General features: G+C 36.4%; 15 protein-coding genes. 10 read left to right on the top strand and 5 right to left on the bottom strand.

Features of this window, described 5'->3' with window-relative positions; genetic code table 11:
* Positions 1 to 67: 67 nt before the first annotated feature.
* Positions 68 to 931, bottom strand: a complete 864-nt coding sequence (locus LACWKB8_RS07810) for a hypothetical protein (protein ID WP_038524285.1) — start codon at positions 929 to 931, stop codon at positions 68 to 70.
* Between the two features lie 207 nt (positions 932 to 1138).
* Here LACWKB8_RS07810 and LACWKB8_RS07805 point away from each other — a divergent pair, with 207 nt between their 5' ends.
* The 9 genes from LACWKB8_RS07805 to LACWKB8_RS07765 all read left to right on the top strand — a co-directional run bounded on the left by LACWKB8_RS07805 (position 1139) and on the right by LACWKB8_RS07765 (position 11293).
* The gene (locus LACWKB8_RS07805) at positions 1139 to 1360 is read left to right on the top strand and encodes a hypothetical protein (RefSeq protein ID WP_038524282.1); all 222 of its coding nucleotides are present in this window, start codon (positions 1139 to 1141) and stop codon (positions 1358 to 1360) included.
* Positions 1361 to 1399: 39 nt separating this feature from the next.
* Entirely contained in the window at positions 1400 to 1648 is a 249-nt protein-coding gene (locus LACWKB8_RS07800; protein ID WP_038524279.1) for a DUF2922 domain-containing protein, read from the top strand.
* Between the two features lie 530 nt (positions 1649 to 2178).
* A complete protein-coding gene (locus LACWKB8_RS07795) occupies positions 2179 to 3984 on the top strand; it encodes an SLAP domain-containing protein (protein ID WP_038524276.1) in 1806 nt (601 codons plus the stop codon).
* Positions 3985 to 4120: 136 nt separating this feature from the next.
* The gene (locus tag LACWKB8_RS07790) at positions 4121 to 4960 is read left to right on the top strand and encodes a hypothetical protein (protein WP_038524274.1); all 840 of its coding nucleotides are present in this window, start codon (positions 4121 to 4123) and stop codon (positions 4958 to 4960) included.
* A gap of 235 nt (positions 4961 to 5195) precedes the next feature.
* Positions 5196 to 5687, top strand: coding sequence for a sigma-70 family RNA polymerase sigma factor (locus LACWKB8_RS07785; RefSeq protein ID WP_038524271.1), 492 nt, complete (start codon positions 5196 to 5198; stop codon positions 5685 to 5687).
* Between the two features lie 121 nt (positions 5688 to 5808).
* A complete protein-coding gene (locus LACWKB8_RS07780; protein ID WP_038524268.1) occupies positions 5809 to 7026 on the top strand; it encodes an SLAP domain-containing protein in 1218 nt (405 codons plus the stop codon).
* 45 nt (positions 7027 to 7071) lie between these two features.
* Complete coding sequence (locus LACWKB8_RS07775; RefSeq protein ID WP_038524265.1) at positions 7072 to 8223, top strand: SLAP domain-containing protein; 1152 nt, start codon at positions 7072 to 7074, stop codon at positions 8221 to 8223.
* 155 nt (positions 8224 to 8378) lie between these two features.
* A complete protein-coding gene (locus tag LACWKB8_RS07770; protein WP_038524263.1) occupies positions 8379 to 10208 on the top strand; it encodes a cation:proton antiporter family protein in 1830 nt (609 codons plus the stop codon).
* A 296-nt stretch (positions 10209 to 10504) separates the two neighbouring features.
* Positions 10505 to 11293 (top strand): SLAP domain-containing protein, encoded by a 789-nt coding sequence (locus LACWKB8_RS07765; protein ID WP_038524260.1) that lies wholly within the window; start codon positions 10505 to 10507, stop codon positions 11291 to 11293.
* A 196-nt stretch (positions 11294 to 11489) separates the two neighbouring features.
* Here the strand turns inward: LACWKB8_RS07765 and LACWKB8_RS07760 are convergent, their stop codons facing one another.
* From LACWKB8_RS07760 to LACWKB8_RS07750, 3 genes are all read right to left on the bottom strand, one after another.
* Positions 11490 to 12461, bottom strand: coding sequence for a Gfo/Idh/MocA family protein (locus LACWKB8_RS07760; RefSeq protein ID WP_038524257.1), 972 nt, complete (start codon positions 12459 to 12461; stop codon positions 11490 to 11492).
* A gap of 141 nt (positions 12462 to 12602) precedes the next feature.
* Positions 12603 to 13382 (bottom strand): hypothetical protein, encoded by a 780-nt coding sequence (locus tag LACWKB8_RS07755; protein ID WP_038524254.1) that lies wholly within the window; start codon positions 13380 to 13382, stop codon positions 12603 to 12605.
* A gap of 88 nt (positions 13383 to 13470) precedes the next feature.
* On the bottom strand, positions 13471 to 14241 hold the full coding sequence (locus tag LACWKB8_RS07750; RefSeq protein ID WP_038524251.1) for a hypothetical protein: 771 nt from the start codon (positions 14239 to 14241) through the stop codon (positions 13471 to 13473).
* Positions 14242 to 14741: 500 nt separating this feature from the next.
* Between LACWKB8_RS07750 and LACWKB8_RS09035 the strand changes: the two genes are divergently transcribed.
* Positions 14742 to 17690: a MucBP domain-containing protein gene (locus tag LACWKB8_RS09035; RefSeq protein WP_052059679.1), complete on the top strand. Its 2949-nt coding sequence runs from the start codon at positions 14742 to 14744 to the stop codon at positions 17688 to 17690.
* Positions 17691 to 17791: 101 nt separating this feature from the next.
* On the opposite strand, the gene LACWKB8_RS07740 is transcribed toward LACWKB8_RS09035, so the two are convergent.
* Entirely contained in the window at positions 17792 to 18589 is a 798-nt protein-coding gene (locus LACWKB8_RS07740) for a DUF6612 family protein (protein WP_038524248.1), read from the bottom strand.
* Positions 18590 to 18693 lie beyond the last annotated feature (104 nt).

Raw genomic sequence — 18693 nt, 5'->3', positions numbered from 1 at the left:
ATGAAAAAAGCACCATAACATCAATTTACGGCGCTTTTTAATCATCACTTTTAAAGAAAAGGACTAACTATGGCTTAAGATAATTCTCAACGTCTTTTCTGGTGATTTTGCTTGGCTTAGTGCGACCAGATTTTCTATAGAGGTCGATTAAGTCTTGCGGACTCCATGACATTGAATCATAGCCGAATTTGCCTACGCGTTTACGCAATTGAGCAATCTGCTTGTTGGTAACAGTCTTGCCGTGTACTTTATGGTTACCCATTGCACCTGCGCCAGTCTTGCCGGCGTTACCGGTGTCCTGACCACTGCCGGAAATAGAATTGTAGCCTTGGCTGGATGTGCCATTATTATTTTGTTTAGCTGCCTTCTGGTTGGCTGCAAGTCCTTTTTCGGCTTTCTGCTTGTATTGGGTGTAATACTTGCCGTCAATATAAGGCAAGTCCAGTACTTTTTGGTATTGATCAGCCGCTTTAAGATATTGCTTAGCAACTTCTGCTTCAGTTGCCGCTAAAAAGATAGGTTGAATTTCATGTTCATAATTGTCTTGGACATCTTCAATAGTAGTTTTTAGTTTTTTACCTTGTTTAACTAAGACCGCATAACCATTAGTTTTGTTGATTACGCTGGTTGTTTTGCTCAATGCGTTATCATATTTACCCTTTTTAGTTGCACTAATTGCAGAAAGCATATTGTCAGATTGATTTTTGTAGGCTTTAGCTTGGTCAGTATTTTTGATCTTAAAAGCTTTAGCAAAAGCAGAGCTTGCTTCTGAGTAGTCCTTGTCTGCAACAGCGTTTTTACCGGTGGTCATTGCACTATTATAGGAAGCATTAACTTTATCACTATTTGATTTCTGGGTTGCGTAAAAAACGCCACCAGCGATAGCGATAATTACTACTGCCACAATCGTACCAATTGTCGTTTTTTTCATAATAGGAAATTATCCTCCTTACTAATACTTAGTTTAATTATAGATTGTTTAAGTAGATTTGACTACTTAATGGTGCTTTTCACATAAGGGTAGAAAATTTTCTCCATAAAAAATGTTACATTTTACCATTTTAATTCGTTAGTAATAGTGTAAGACAGCTAGCGCGCGGGTTGATTACAAAAAAGCAGCAATGAAAGGCAAATTAAGATGAATTTTCAATTACTAGAACAATCAGTCCAATATACATTTTTAAACTCTAAATATGGTAGTGAAGGAATTAAGACGCGAGTTTTGAAGAACGTTAAAAAGGGTGCAGCAGCTGGTGGATTAGCAGAAGTCGGGTCGGCACTAGCCAAACTGCAACGCGATGAACTGGCAGCAGCCACTCTGGTGCAAAAGCAGGGCATTCCCTTAGATGATGAAGAATAAAAAATTGGCTAAGTAATATTCAAGATGGGAGAAAATAATATGGTAACAAAAAGCAAAACTTTACGATTAGTATTCTTAAATGGTGCAAACAAAAAGGTTAGTCTGTCTTTGCCCAATGCCGTTGATAACCTTGCGGCAACAGAAGTCAAAGCCGCAATGGCGGCGATAGCAAATGCCAATGTGTTTGCACAAGAAGGGGTGGATCTCTATCAAACTCCACAATCTGCTTCATACGTTGAACGAACTGTCACTAGTTTGTTTGATGATACTCCGGCTCAGCCAATGTAATCTCCAGCTGTTGGAGCTAGTTAGCAGAATAATTGCTAAGATTAAGCAGATTTTTCGTTAAATGCCAGTAATTAAATGAAGAAATCACGTCTAAGAATAGTTAGGCGTGATTTTTACTTTATTTCAAATTTTTTTGTTATTATTTTGTAAAATTTTATGTAAAATAAAATATCTTTTTTAACTTGATTAAGATAAAAGAACATTGAATGTATTGCTGTAAAGCGGGTTTTTTACTACTGACAAAACCTAGATTTTGTTAGCAATCTGTAAGCGTTTGTTACAAAACTATGTTAAATAACTGCTTGTCTTGCAATTTAGGCAAAAGGTAGGTACAATAAGAAATGTGGTAAGTAATAGCTATGCTTCAGGTTCGAAGCCTGTACGCATGCGCGTTCTTCAGCTCGAAAGCTACCTCATAAGAGTTATAAACTTATGAATTCGGCTTGAAGGGTGTTGTAACAATGTAGGCTCATCACGACTGAACCTATAGCCTATTACTATTTTGTATATACACAAGGAGGAAAGACCACATGAAGAAAAATTTAAGAATTGTTAGTGCTGCTGCAGCTGCTTTATTAGCTGTTGCTCCAGTTGCTGCAACCGGTGTATCAACAGTATTTGCTGATACTAATGTTACTGTTGTTGGTGGAACAACAACCGATGGTGTTACTACAGTTAAAGTAGAATTAAATGTTACAAATGCAACAAGCTTAGTTGCTGGTGATGTAGCATCTAAAGCAACTGCTTCTCTTACCACCCCAACTTTGCCAACAGGTGCAAGTGTAGCAACTGGCAAAGCTTCTATTTATAAAGTTACTAAGAATGCTGATGGTACTGCTGACGCTGTTGATCCTAATTCTGTAAAAGCTATCGATAAGTTTGAAAAAGGTGGATCTTATGTAGCTGTAGTTCCAGTTACTATCACTGGCTTAAAGGCAGATACAAGTTATACTGTCAATGGTAAGGCAGATACAAAGTCAGATCATTCTGGTGTTATAAGTAATGTTTTAGTTCAAAGTAAAGTTTTTGATATTGCTAACTCAGATTTGAAGGGTGCACCATACGTTACATACCTTGATAAAACTACTAATAAAGATGTCATTGCTGACTCTGGTTCAGTAGATCTTGACACAAATAGTTACAGTGTTTCTGCTGTAGCAGACAAGATTGACGCTTCAAGAGGTAAGGATGGTAAGTATACCCCTAGAACAACTGCTGGTAGTGACACTTCAGCTGCTACGCCAAGCTTCTTAAATCTTGAACAAGATGTTAAGGATGGACTTAAGGCTGCTGGCGTTACTGTAAAGGCTGATGGTAGTTTTGATAAACCAGCAGCACCATTTACAGTTACTACACACTTGTATGCAACTAATGGTAAGACTGCTACATTTAATGTACGTGTTAACCCAACAGCAACTAATGGTGATGGTTCATTCCCTCAAATGTTGTTCAACGGTGAAACAGATTTAACTAAAGCATACAAGGGTACAGCTACCATTGATTCTATTGGTGATGTTAAGTTCAACTATGTTCCAGTTAATGGTGTAGTTGATACTAAAGCTATTCAAGATGCCTTTAAGACTCAAGTAAGTGCTACAGATACAACAGTTATGATTCCTACTGTTGATGCAAGCAAAGTTAACACTAAAGTTGCTGGTAAATACCCAGTTACTGTAAGTGCTACTAATGCTGATGGTAAGACTACTAAAGTTACTTTCTTACTAACTGTTGGTGTTAAGGGTGCTACTTACAAGACTGTTCAATCAGATGGCGATGTTCCAGTTTACAAGATTGACGGTAACACTGTAACTGACTCAAAGACTACTGTTAAGAATGGTGATCAAATTGCTGTCTTTGGTGACCCAATCAAGGTTGGCGAGAAGTCATACACTCGTATTAACAGTGCTGACTCAGACCTTTACGTAGAAAGCAAGTATGTTGACGGTTCATTCAAACCTGCAGACAAGGTTAAGAAGACTGTTATGCACAACTCATACATCTACGACAAGGATCACAAGCGTGTTGGTACTGACATGTTACGTGCTTACTCCACTGTTGAAGTAATCGGTGCAGCTACTAAGCTTGCTGACGGCAGCTTGGTTTACCAAATCGGTGACAACAAGTTCGTAATGGCTGACAACATTGACGGTACTTCACGTACATTGACTCACAATGCTTACGTATACAAGACCAGCAAGAAGCGTGCTGATGGCCGCGTATTGAAGGCTGGTACTAAGGTTACTACTTACGGTTCACCTTACACATTCAAGAATGGCAAGGCTTACTACCGTATCGGTGGTCCTAAGAAGCAATACGTTAAGGTTGCTAACTTTTAATTAATTGTTTAATTAATTACAAAAACGGAAACGAATAATTCGTTCCCGTTTTTTGTTTGCTCTTTTCCTTCTATGCAAGCGGTAACAATTCTAGTATAATTGTATTACTTAACTTTAATTGAAGGAGAAGTAAACAGTGATTACTAAAGAAAGTGATGTTTGGAATTTACCGGCAAATAAGAAGTATCGTATTTGGTCGCAAAAATTGTTGCAAGAAAGAATAGAAGATAAAGAAGTAGTCAAGTATGTGGTTAACGATGATTGTTACTGTGTTAATCCTGCTACTATTGCTTTATATCAATTTCAAAAGCAACCGCTCTTAGGCAAATATAAAAGTGTGATTTTTGATTGTCAGCAGGGTATTATTCTAAGTTGTCGCAGTACAAAAGCCCACCTGACTTCATTCAGTCAAAGATGTTTATTTGCGGGCCTGGAATTTCAAAGAGAATTTGCCCGTCATATTAACTTAGCGGGACACAATGTGATTGCGACCGGTCGTTTAGCTTATTTTTCCTTACGCAGCTATAATACGGGTAATATTGATTGGGTAGCGTTACATAATATGGTTGGCTTCAAGACCTTGCGGAATAATGTCATCGCTTTTGAAACGCTTAAGCATAATCAGTTTAGTTATATCTTTACCTATGAGGATTGCAGCCGTCATATTCCCCATAAAGTCAGCGACAGCTTATTTTTCAATCATGCCCTTTATCTTCTAAGTACTTCCCACTTAGAGCAAAATCTGGGTTGGCAGGTCAAAAGCTTTCAAGGTAAGTCCCTTATTGATCAAACATCTTACTTTCACCCACATCAATCTCTTAAAGAGTTATCTCTTAAAACAGTAATGTCTGAATTACTGGTTAAGAAGCACATTCGCTATGGTAATTATCTAGCAGACTACTATGAACTACCGCAATTATTAGACGCGCATCACAGTGCCTATGCGAATAGTACAAGACCTGACACTTTGTTTTAAAAGCAGTACACGAATTAGTTCACAATTCGTGTATTTTTTTAATCTTTTTTTCACCCATGATTTCTCTTTAAATAAGCTATCAGTAGCTAGTATATTAAAAATTATAATAAGTATTAGATTAAAACTATTATAATTAAAATTCAGTTAAACTCTTGCTTTTTAATATTTGCCTTATCTTGCTAATCTAAAGGGGCACAAGCGCTTGTGACACATAAGAAAAAAAGGATAGTCACAAATGAAGATTAGTAAGGAAGCTTTTTTAAGAGCATGGCAAAATCAAAAATTAGTAAGAGGCGCATTGAAGTCCGCGCATGTCAGATTGGACTATACTAATTATGAAGACTTTTTACTTGAGGGTATTATTGTTTACGCCGAAATGTTAACTAAATTAACTGGCATGAACCAAATGGAAGTTGATCGCTTGAGTTTTCGCAAAATTATCTGGCATACCATTGATTTATTGCGTAAGGATAAACAAGTAGCTGAGTTGGAAGTACCAGCAGAAATTTCTGGGCAAATTGAACTATTAAATAACTGGGATAATCAGTTAATTCTTGCCCAAGAACTCACGGAAATGTCGCAATTAGAGCGGATGTTATTTTTTAATCATCTTATCGAAGGGCAGACAATTAGCGCTTTAGCCCAGCAAACTGGAATAAGTCGCGTGCAGCTGCAAAGATTGAAACATAATCTATTAGCCCATTTGCGCGAAGTCTTAGAAAGGTAAATTACTATTTGTAATATAAAACTATTAATATTACTTTTTGACTACAAATAAGGAGAACCTATTGTTAATACTTTAATTGCCCGATACAATAAAGATGTCGGTTAAGGAGGAACTATTATTTATGAACAAAAGACTAATCACTGGTATTACGGCTGCTATGCTTGGCGCAGCAGCAATAGTGCCGGTTACCAACAACCTAATTGCCAGTTCTCCAGCACGCGCTGAGGAAGTTTCTGCAGCTACCGCAGAAGAAACCACATTTTTAAACACTGCCGTTAAACAAGCACAAAAAGTTTCTAAGAAATATGGTTTATATCCGTCAGTTATGATTGCACAAGCAATTGTTGAATCTAACTGGGGGCAATCAGGTTTAGCTGTCAATGCCAACAATCTCTTCGGTATGAAGGCTGATGATAGTTGGCTGGGTGCCACATATTCTTCTAAAACTCGGGAAGAAGACAAGAACGGCAAGAGCTATTATGTTACTGCCAAATTCAGAAAATACGATACCTACCAAGACTCGTTTGATGATAACGGTAAAAAGCTGCGCTTGGGCGTGACTTGGCAACCTGATCGCTATCAGGGAGCATGGCTTGAAAATGCTGCCTCTTATATGGATGCCACCAAGGCTTTGACTGGGACATACGCTACCGCTAATAATTACAACACCATTTTAAATACTAGAATAACAAATTGTAACTTAACCCAATATGATCCTAGCGTTTCCACTACCAGCAAAACTTATATTGTCAAAAAAGCAGGCGCTACCTACGCCTGGCCAACCGATCACTCAGTATCCGCAAAGACGGATTCTGTAGCTAAAGGCGATGCTGTAACTGTTACTAAGACTATTACTTTTTATAACGGTAAGAAGCGTTTGTATATCGCTGGTAAAGGCTGGGTCAACGACACCATTTTAAACATGGGCAGTGCCTTACCACCAGCTTCTCAAGCACCAAAAGGTGATAAAAAAGTCAATAAGACCTTGATGCACAACTCTTATGTTTATAATTCCAAGGGCAAGCGCGTCAAGAAGACTAAGGCGATTAAGGTGGGAAACGGCGGCAAGGTAATTGCCACTTACGGCACCAAAACCATTAACGGTAAGAAATATTACCGCATTGGCGAAGACCAATATATTGCCAGTGGTAATATTGACGGAACAATGAGAGTTCTGAAACATAATGCCTTCATTTACAACGATTACGGCAATCGTGACAACTTGAAGGTGATGAAAAAAGGACAATCCGTTGCCACGTTTGGCGGTGCAATTACCATCTACGCCCAAAAATATTATCGTATTGGGATTCACCAATATATTAAGAAAGGTAATTTTTAGACAAAGTTAGATTCGCGCAAACAGAAATAAGGAATGAAAAGTTAGATGAAGATAAAGAAACTAATAACTACTATTGCTATCGGAGTAGGTTTAGTTGCACCTATTTTTAATGGAAATCGTACTCAGGTGGTTGAAGCCGCCTCAATTAACTCAATTGCTAAACAAAATAGTTATGTCGGCGTTACGTTTTTATATAAAATGTTGCAAACGCAAAATATTAAATATAATAAATTTTATGCCAACGGTAACAAAATTAAGTACAGACAGGGCAAGCCGGAAGGAATTGTAATTCATGAAACTGCAACTCCGGGAGCTTCCGCATACAATGAAGCCATTTACTTTAACCGTGAGTGGCAGAACATGTACTCTTATGTTCACGCTTTTGTTGATAGCAAGCAGGTTATTCAAATGATGACGCCTAATTATGGTGTCTGGGGTGCGGGCGCGATTGCCAACAACCGTTTTATCCAAATTGAACTTTGTCAGGAAACTACCAGAAATAAGTTTGCTAAGAGTGTTAATAATGATGCAATATACGCTGCGAAGTTGTTACACCGTTATGGTATTACGCCGGTGCACGCCTCCAACACTGGTAAAGGCACTATCTGGTCGCATCACGCTGTATCGCGCTTTTTAGGTGGTACCAATCATACAGACCCAGATGGTTACTTTAGCAAGTGGGGTTATTCGATGAATGACTTCTTCGACCTTTTGAAGTATTACTATGATTTGCAGGCAGGAGAGACAACCAATTCTAATATCCCTGATGATAATACGACTACGGATGATACTAGTAATGATGAAACTACTAATACCGATCCAGTGTCACAAGCGCCAACCGGCAAAAGAACTTTGATGCATGACGCATACACTTATAATGCTCAAGGTCAACGTACCGCGGCTGCTTTAAAAACTGCTGGAACTGTAGTAACGGTTGCTCAGGAAAAAGTTATTAACGGTAAAAAGTACTTGCAAATTGGGGAAAATGAATATGTTGTAGCCAGCAATATCGTTGGTTCCAAGCGTGTCTTAACCCACAATGCTTATATTTATAATACTACCGGCATTCGTATAGGTACTACAAAGTTATTAAAGGGCAAAACCGTGCGCACTTATGGCGGGCGCATTAATATCGGTGGTAGGATGTACTATCCTATCGACACTAACCGTTTCGTCAAAGTGGCAAATTTTAATTAATATGACAGCAAGAACAGCAGGTTATGACAATGGTCATGACCTGTTTTTTTGCGTCTCAGGTTTCGGCAAGCTAAGAATGCGTACTATCCTTTTTGTTTTCGCTGACAGTCAATATTTTGTATAATCGACTAAGAATAAATGAGGAGGTAATCCTAGTGGCACAGTTGTCTTTATTCTTAGTAGTTTTATTTGCGCTAATCGTTCCTATTTTAATGGCACGATTGCAGGTTAATGCCGTACCCACTGCAGTGGCTGAGATTATTATTGGCATTATTCTGGGCGCAAGTGGTTTTAATATTGTGCGTCCCACACATGATTTGTCATTTTTATCAAATTTGGGTGTCATTCTTTTGCTGTTTTTGTCAGGGATGGAAATTAATTTTGAATTACTGAAGCCAAGACGAAAGCAGAAAAAAGAACCGGGTCAAATAACCCCATTTAAAATTGCTCTTGAAGCTTTTTTTGGTGTAGCGCTCTTATCGGTTTGCTTGGCATTAGTCTTAAAATCTCTGGGACTGTTTGGCGATACAATGCTGGCAACAATCATTTTTATGACAATTGCCTTAGGCGTGGTTATTGCCACACTCAAAGAAAAGGATATTTTGGATAGACCAGTAGGTCAAACTATCCTATTAACTGCGGTGCTGGGAGAGGTAATTCCCTTAATGCTGCTCACGGTTTATGCCGCTATCAATGGGGGCAATACCAAGCAGCTATGGCTGATTATTTTGCTTTTTGGTGCTGCAATCATACTGCTTTGGCGTTTTAAACAGCCTTATTTATGGTTTGTTCAAGTTACAAAGTCAACTACACAATTGGATGTGCGTTTAGCCTTCTTCTTAATCTTTGCCTTGGTGACAGTTGCCGAAAAGGTGGGGGTTGAAAATATACTAGGGGCGTTTTTAGCAGGTATCGTTATGAAACTACTAGAACCCAGTCAGCAAACGGCTGATAAGTTAACCTCAATTGGCTACGGCTTTTTTATCCCCATTTTCTTCATCATGACGGGAGTCAACCTCAACTTAAGATCACTTTTAGCGCATCCTAGTTCATTAATTTTGCTACCGGTCTTAGTGTTATTTCTGTTTTTGGCAAAATTACCAGTTGCGGTGATTTATGCTAAAAAATTCGGCGCTAGAAATGGTTTTGCCGGTGGTTTTCTAACAGCTACAACCATCACCATTGTTTTACCAACATTAGCTGTTGCGCGTAAATTAAGGGTAATTACCAGTTTGCAATCTGATGTTTTTATCCTAGCTGCTGTAATTGTTTGTATAATGTGCCCAATATTGTTTAACGCCATTTTCCAATTAAAACCGGAAGATCGTATTAAAGAAAAAGTGGTAATTATGGGGACCAGTGCTTTAACCGTTCCCGTAATGCACGATCTTAACGAAAACTGGTATGCGGTTAGGATGTTCACTACTAGCAGTGAACATTACAATACTTATAAAAGTCGGGTACCTGATCTGAAATTATTGCCTGAACTTACTGATGAGGAGCTTGAGCAGGCTGGGGTTTTCAACGGTAATATTTTTGTTGCGGCATTGCGTTCAGATGAAACCAATTTGCGCCTAGGTCAACTTGCTAAAGAAAAGGGTAATTTTAAGCGCATTATTATTTGTCAAAAACGAGCTGATATTAGCAGGGTTGACCAATTGCGTGAGGAAGGCATGGAAGTTTTTGATCTAAGCAATGTAACATCATCGTTAATGCGGGCACTGATTGAATCGCCAGCAGTATATAGCGTATTGACAGACACCAAGAATGCAGTTTACTCGGTCGTGGTCCGTAATTCGCAATATGCTGGATTGCAACTGATGGATTGGGATTTAGCTGCTGATATCACAGTCAGCCGGATTAGGCGTGGTCACGAATGGCTTGTTCCTCACGGACATACTGTGATTGAGTCTGGGGATGAAATAATTTTTACAGCTAAATATAAGACTGCCAATCGAGTTCGGAGAGTTTTAGAGGAAAAATAGTTTTTGCAATAAATAAATATGTGTTAAAATTAATTTTTTTAAATTTAATACGTAATATTAGTAAAATATAAAATATCATATTGCAATATACAAAAAATAAGGCTAAAAACTTTTATCAGTTCATGATTATTACTGAAATTTGCTGCAATATAAAAACGTAATTTATTAAACTTATACTCTTTTTTTTGCTTTCTTATAGTGCTAAAATAACTTCTATGTAACTCTATATGAGTTATAGCGCTCTGGTTTTTAACTAAGGACGTCGGAAATTGTCAATCGAAAAAGGAAGGCTCAAAATGAGTAAAAATAGTTTTTATAGGAAAATGATTGTTTCAGTTGCAGGTGCAACTTTATTAGCTGTTGGTGTTAATCAATTACCAACCAGTGCTTTAAGCAGTGCTGCAACTGAGGTCAGTGCAGCTAAAAAGGCTACCAAGACCAAAAAAGTCGGCGCCAATTCTGCTGTTTACAAGCAAAAGGGCAAGAAGTTAGTTAAAACCAAGAAGACAGTAAAAGTAGGTCAAAAAGTTAACGTTCTTGGCAAAAAGACTGTTAAAGGCAAGGTATATTACAAGATTGGTAAGAACCAATTTGTTAAGGCTGTCAATCTTGATGGTAAAGTCGTTACAGTAGCTAAGAACACTGTTTTGGTTACTAGAAGCGGCAAAGCTTTGAAGAACGGCAAAGTTAAAACGGGCCTAAAACTTAAAGTCTATGGTGGTACTGTTACTATCAAGGGCAAGAAGTATTACTCAACTTTAGCTGGATACGTTAAAGTTAGTGCTTTAGCTAAGAAGGAGACTCCAGTAGATCCAATTTCTAATGGTTCAACTAGTTCAACTGGTTCAAACGGTTCAGCTGGTTCAACCAGCTCAACTGGCTCAAACGGTTCTAACGGTTCAACTGGCTCAAACGGCTCAACCAGTTCAAATGGTTCAACCAGTTCTAACGGTTCAAACGGCTCAGGTAGTTCTAATGGTTCAACAGGATCAGATAGTTCAAATGGTTCTGCTGGTTCAGGCAGCTCTAACGGTTCAACCAATTCATCCAGTTCAGCTAGCTCAACTGCTCCATCAAAGAACTAGTACAGAGTAAAATAAAGTTTTGTTTTCTACAATTAAGTAACTAAATATAACTGAAAAAAGATCAGGTTTATCTTCTTAGTAAATAACTTCAAGAAATTTTTTGAAGTCTGAATAAGAAGTTCCTGGTCTTTTTTGTAAATAAAAAACGCGGCTCTCTCATCGTGTGAGATAAAGCTGCGCTTTTTAAATAGTTCTTTTACTGGTTTGAAACAGATTCTTTTGCTTTTGCTAAAACTGCCATGACAGCAACACTATGATTGTAAAGCTCGTTTGCTTTTTGAAAGTCATGACTATCAATAATTTTCACAAAGTCTGTAAACTCGCTAGCCATTCTGTGATCAAATTCGTTAAAATTAAATTCGCTATTGTCACCGTCTTTGTGTTCAACCGTAAAGCTTGCTATTACTCCCGTAGAACCATCAAAATAGATAGTACCTTTTTCACCTTCAATAAACGAACGTGGGGTGGTGTAACTGTCTTTAGCTGCAATTAATACTGCTTGCTTGTCCGGGTATACGAGATTGAGTATGCCGGAAGTGTCAATTTGTTTTTGCATTACCGGATAATACTGCACTTTTTCAGGTTCACCAAATAGACCAACGCATAAATGAATATTATAAATATTTAAGTCCATTAGAGTTCCGCCGTCTTTAGCCGGATCAAATACAGGTGCGATTTTACCTTGCAAGAAATCATCATAGCGACTGGAATACTGCGTGTAATTAAGAGAAATAATATGAATAGGGGCGATTTCAGCTAATTGACGCTTGATTGCTTTATAATTTGGCAAATGAATATTTGTAATAGCTTCAACAATAATGACGTTATTCTTGTCAGCTAATTGCTTCAGTTCTTTTGCCTGAGCAACAGTTTCAACGTAGGGCTTTTCACAAATAACATTTTTGCCTGCTACAATAGCTTTTTTAACCACCTCATAGTGCAAGGAGTTGGGTACTGCGACATAAACAGTGTCTACGTTTTCGTCATGGCATAACTGATCGTTATCAGCAAATACCTCTTTGATACCATACTGCTTAGCCAAATCTGCCGCAATATGCTGGCTACGCTTTGTAGTTGAGATTGCCGTCAATTCCAGATGTTCAATTTTAGCAGCAGTTGTTAAAAAATCATGGACAATTTTACCACTACCAACAATTCCTAATTTCATATCTAGACCTCCGATTACTAATGAAAATATTTAAACAACTCTATAGTCATTTTATCTCATTAAGTAACCTAAAAGTACCATAATTATGATAGTTAAATATCTACTGAAAATAGTTGTTTTCATATAAGAACCTTTACTTTATTACTCAAATTTGTTTGCAGGAGCGGGAGTGGCATTTTTTACTTCATCAGGTAATTTGAGATCATCATATTTGTTAAAATCAAATATTTTTAACTTGAAAGAAGCTGGTGATTTTTTATCAAAATTTGTCTTAAAGGAACAATTAATGCCAGTGACTTTTTTCTTTTCAATGGTAAAAATGAGATAGCATTTACTAATTTTTAAGCGTTTTTTGAGCTCTTTGGTATCTACTTTGTTGTCCTGCCATATTTTATTTAAAAGCTTGCTTGCTTTACTTAATTTCACATTAGTTTTAAGGGTATAAACACCATTTTTATGGCTAAGTTTAGCATTCTTCTTCGCGTCGCCGTTAAGGCTTTTGGTCAGCTTTTTAATCGTACCGCTGTATTTTTGTATTTCTTTGTCTGGGACCTCGTTATCCTGCAAAGCTTCATACTGCCATTTGCCATCTTGTTTGGTATATAGACGCTTGGAAGTTACGTCACCCCATTGCTCTATATTAGCTTGATTTTTGCCTGATTTGACGCTACTAAGTGAGTGGAATAATTCAGGCTTAACGTTGAATTCGCCTTGCGTCTTGCCAATTACTGTCTGATGGTCAACTTTAAATTTAGTCTCAAATTTAACTTTGCCGCTTGTTGGGTTGGTCTTAGTATTTTGCACAATTGAGACGGCTTGATTCTTACTAAGATCTGCATCAACTGTTTTGGCATAGACTAAGCCGCCACCAACTAAGGCAGTAGCGAATAATACAGCAAAGATGGCTTTTTTAAATTTCACTATGTGCATCTCCTTTTAAATATTTTTATGATAAATTGCAAAGTTGCTGGATATAGTTTTTAAATATTATGATAAAAATTTTCACTTTTTATTTAAGTGAGGCGGCAGTTGCGTTTTTTACTTCATCAGGTAACGTTAACGTATCGAACTGACCGAAATGACTTTTTCTCATTTTAACAGTTACCTGTGTTGATTTTGCTAAGGTTGCCTTAAGGGCATATTTAGAATCAATTATCTTCTGGTCTTTAATAGTGTATACGAAGGTGCACTTGCTGAATTTAAAGTTCTTGTGTAAATAAGAAGTATCTACTTTATTTGAGCCCATTAATTTTAGCATTGCATCAAGCATTTTCTGACCCTTCAAAGTGCCTTTGACAGTATAAGTGCCATTTTTACTGGTGATTTTGGCTTTTTTACTCATTTCTTGGTAAATACTCTTGTTAAACTTCTGCAAAGACTTGCCATTTTTTAAGTTGTTTAGCTCTTTAACCAAATAGTCAGGCAGTTCATCGTATTGCCACTTGCCGTCTTGAATTGAATAAATGCGCTTGCTGTTTAAATCAACCCATTCATCCAATTGCTGAGTTTTTTTACCACTTTTAGCTGTGCTGATACTATGCAATACACCAGTTTGACTGTTAAAAATTGACTTTGTTTTTATGGTCGTTTTTTGTTTTCTGTATTTAGTTGTTGATATTTGGTCAGTTTGTGAACTAGTTGGTGTTTGTTCTTCTTTTTTGATAATAGAAATAGCCTGCTTTTTGCTTAAGGCAGCATCAACTGATTGAGTATGAGCTAAGCCACCGCCAACTAAAGTGGCAGACAATAACATAGCCGTCAAAAATTTCTTCAATTTCATAATTAATTTCTCCTATATTATTAAAAAATGGTTTACAAATTGTTTTGAATAAAGAGAAAAAGTCTAACTCTGTGTTTTTTAATTATTTCAGTAGATTCTAGGGTACATTTAACCTTGTCCAGATATGATCTCAGCCACCGCCAACTAATGCAGCAGATATCAATAAACCAAAATAAATTTCTTGAGTCTAATTCTTAAAATCTCCTTTTCTTTAATAACTTTATTGTATATTAAAAAAATAAAATGTGTATCTTTTTCTTTTATTTTTTATTAATAATTTGTCGAAATTAAAAAATATAATAAATTTGTTATTTTATCTTAGTACTTTCAGCTAATTTAGACGTTGATTTTACTAGGGGCTTCTGCTACAATTACGTTAATCCGTGTCATTTAATATACCGCGGAAAATAAACACTAGTGAATACATAAAATTACTTTTAAAAACATAAAATATTTAAATAATCCTAGATTTAAGTATTTTTTAAGAGAAAGGAACATTTATGTATAAAAAAAGAATAGTTGCTTTTTTTCTAGGTATATTATTATTTTTATTCTATGGTAATGTAAATACTACATATGCAGATACAAATAGTAGTCCTTATATTATAGTTGATAAAGATAGTTTTAATGACTATTTTAATTTGAATGGATCTGCATCTTATGATCAAAATGCAGGTGTAGTAACTTTAACACCTGCCTCAAAAAATCAAGTAGGATCCTTTACTTTAAATAGTAAAATTGATCTAAATACCAGTTTTTCATTGTTAGGATACATTAACCTTGGGGAAAATCCTAATGGAGGAGACGGTTTGGGTTTTGCTTTTCATGACGGTAACTCATCTGACCTTGGTAATGCAGGTGGCAATTTGGGAATTGCCGGCTTGCAAAATGCTATTGGCTTTAAGATAGATACTTTCCTTAATAAATTTGTGGCTCCAGAAAGTGATCTGAAAGGGTCAATGGTTAATCAAGCTGATTCTTTTGGCTTTGGCTTAAATCCAGATTCAGGCAACCCACCATATGGTGCGTTTGTTACCACGAGCAAAAAGCAGTTGAAATCCAAGAATGGAGTCCTTGTAGATAGATGGTGGGCTGAGGATGTGCCTGATAGTGCACAATCTCTTTCCAGTTCTGACATTGATGGTGAATTTCATAAATTAAATGTTAATTATGATGGTAGAAGCAGGCTTCTAACTATTAGTTTCACTCAAACAAACGATAATGTACTAAGGTGGACTAAACAGATAGATGATAGCTATTCTACAATGTCCCTCACAGTGACCGGATCAACCGGATCACTTATTAATGAACAACAATTTAAGATAACCAGTTTTTCATTTCAAGAAGCTGCTACTGTTGATGTAAAATATGTAGATACATTTGGTAAAACTTTGGCACAGGGAAAAGTAGATTATCCTTCAGGTGCTTATGTTAATGGCACATATAATACTGAAAAAATGGAAATCAAGGGATATACTTTCCAGAATATGGATGATGGAACTGTTACTGAAGAAAAAAGCCTGCCTGCTACAGGTACTTTGAAGAAAAATGGTAATAATGGAAGCATTATCTACGTATACAAAGCTAATAACTATCGCGTAAAGTTTGATCCCAATCAAGGTATCAACACAATGCCAGACCAACTTTTTACATATAATGTGGCGCAACTTTTAAATAAAAACATTTTTGTAAGAGATAACTTTGTTTTTAATAACTGGAATACTGCACCGGATGCTTCTGGAGTTACGTATACAGATGGTCAAAATGTCTTTAATTTAACAGATACTGCTAATGGCGTCATTACTTTATATGCACAATGGAAAAAGGCTAATTGTGCTGTAATAACCAAATACGTTGATGAGACAGGTAAAGAAATACATGATCCAGTCACTGAAACTGGTATAATTGGCACAAAATATGTGACAAAAAAGCTTGCTATTGAAGGTTATACTTTAGATGAAAGTAAAATACCTGCTAATGCGACAGGAAAATATAGTGAAAACGATATAGTTGTAACCTATGTATACAAAAAAGACCCTCCTGCGCCAACTGTAGGTAAAGTGACAACCAAATACGTTGATGAAACAGGTAAAGAAATACATGATCCAGTCACTGAAACTGGTGAAGTTGGCGCAGAATATGTGGCAAAAAAGCTTGCTATTGAAGGTTATACATTAGATGAAAGTAAAATACCTGCTAATGCGACAGGAAAATATAGTGAAAACGATATAGTTGTAACCTATGTATACAAAAAAGACCCTCCTGCGCCAACTGTGGGTAAAGTGATAACCAAATATGTTGATGAGACAGGTAAAGAAATACATGACCCAGTCACTGAAACTGCTATAGTTGGCACAGCATATGTGACAAAAAAGCTTGCTATTGAAGGTTATACTTTAGATGAAAGTAAAATACCTGCTAATGCGACAGGAAAATATAGTGAAAACGATATAGTTGTAACCTATGTATACAAAAAAGACCCTCCTGCGCCAACTGTGGGTAAAGTGACAACCAAATACGTTGATGAGACAGGTAAAGAAATACATGATCCAGTCACTGAAACTGGTGAAGTTGGCGCAGAATATGTGGCAAAAAAGCTTGCTATTGAAGGTTATACATTAGATGAAAGTAAAATACCTGCTAATGCGACAGGAAAATATAGTGAAAACGATATAGTTGTAACCTATGTATACAAGAAGGACTCTCCTGCGCTAACTGTAGGTAAAGTGATAACCAAGTTTGTTGACGAAGATGGTAAAGAAATACATAAACCGGTTGAGCAAACTGGTGTGGTAGGATCTAGTTATACTACTGCAAAATTAGGAATTTCTGGTTATACATTAGATGAAAGTAAAATACCTGCTAATGCGACAGGAAAATATAGTGAAAACGATATAGTTGTAACCTATGTATACAAGAAGGACTCTTCTGCGCTAACTGTAGGTAAAGTGATAACCAAGTTTGTTGACGAAGATGGTAAAGAAATACATAAACCGGTTGAGCAAACTGGTGTGGTAGGATCTAGTTATACTACTGCAAAATTAGGAATTTCTGGTTATACATTAGATGAAAGTAAATTACCGAATAATAGAGATGGAAAATTTATTCAGGGGGACATCATTGTAACTTATGTTTACAGCATGAACAAACCTCAAGTGAATGATACACCTACTACAGAACAAGATAAAAATAATTATGGTGATAATAATGATTCTAATAAGCAAAATGATATAAATGGAACGAATCATGATTTTGCCAAAACTGTTTCAAATAATAAAACTGCTAAAAAGCAAGAAGTAAGTCAAAAGTCAACTGCATTAAAATCTAAAAAAGCAAGTTTGCCTAAGACTGGAGCTAAAGAGCAAAAATATTTACTAGTCTTTGGTACACTTTTATTATTATTTATAGTTTATATTACACTTGATACAAACAAGCATCACGATTATTAGACGTGTAAGTTTTAAAAATAGCTATAAAAAAGGTTGAAATAAACTCTCTAGATTAGAGTGAAATCTGTCTAGAGAGTTTTTATATTGAAAAATAGTATTAACTATTTTTTCTTTTTGTCAGTTTTAGGTAGCGGATGGGCATTAAGTGCATTGTTAGGGATCTTTAAGAAGTCTTGCTTACCCATATTGCCGTAACTTTGTCCTGCACTAAAGCGCATTAGTTTGTTAACTTTGATTTTTACTAAGTATTGAAAAGAGTATAGTTTTTTGTTTTTGACTACTAACTTTGCAGTCATACCTTGAATTTTACCCATTTTAACTAATTTATTGTAAATTGTTTTTTGCTTGGGACTTTGTGTATTAGTAGTAAAAATTGGATCAAGTGCTTCTTTCATAGTTTGTTGATCTTTGATTTTGGCATTTAAGGTATAAGTATGACCTTTACGAGTCATTTTATAAGCTTTAGTAAGAGTGGCAGGTGGATCCATCAACATTGTGTTATTAGTGAATGAGTCAAGTAGGTCAGCATAAGAATGACCTGTCAGTTTGTTAAAATCGGCTTTGTACCACTTGCTCTGCCCGTTAATATAGACGTGATTGGCACTATCCACCCATTCTTGTGAGGACCTGGTTTTACCCTTAGATTGTGTTTCGTAATTAAGCTGAAAAACAGTTGGGTTGCCGCCGAAAAGGGCGGTAGTAGCAACCACCTGCTTAGATGTATCAGTGCCTAAAGTCACTGTTTGCTTAGCTTGTCCGCTCTTAAATGATTTCTGTGAACATTTGATTACTTGGCTTTTAGTTAGAATTGGTTCGCTTTGTTTTTTCGACTTGGAGCAACCACCCACAACTAGCGCTGCAGCAATACTCAATCCTAAAATTAGTTTTTTAAATTTCATAGTGAGTTAGATTATCTCTTTTCTTATAATCATTATTATAACTATTGTATCGTAAAATATAAATTTAAAAAATGATTTTTAGTCCTAAACTCTATGAAAACAAA

This window comes from Lactobacillus sp. wkB8, assembly GCF_000761135.1.
GTDB lineage: Bacteria > Bacillota > Bacilli > Lactobacillales > Lactobacillaceae > Lactobacillus > Lactobacillus helsingborgensis.
This window is presented reverse-complemented; position numbering and strand designations above follow the sequence as displayed.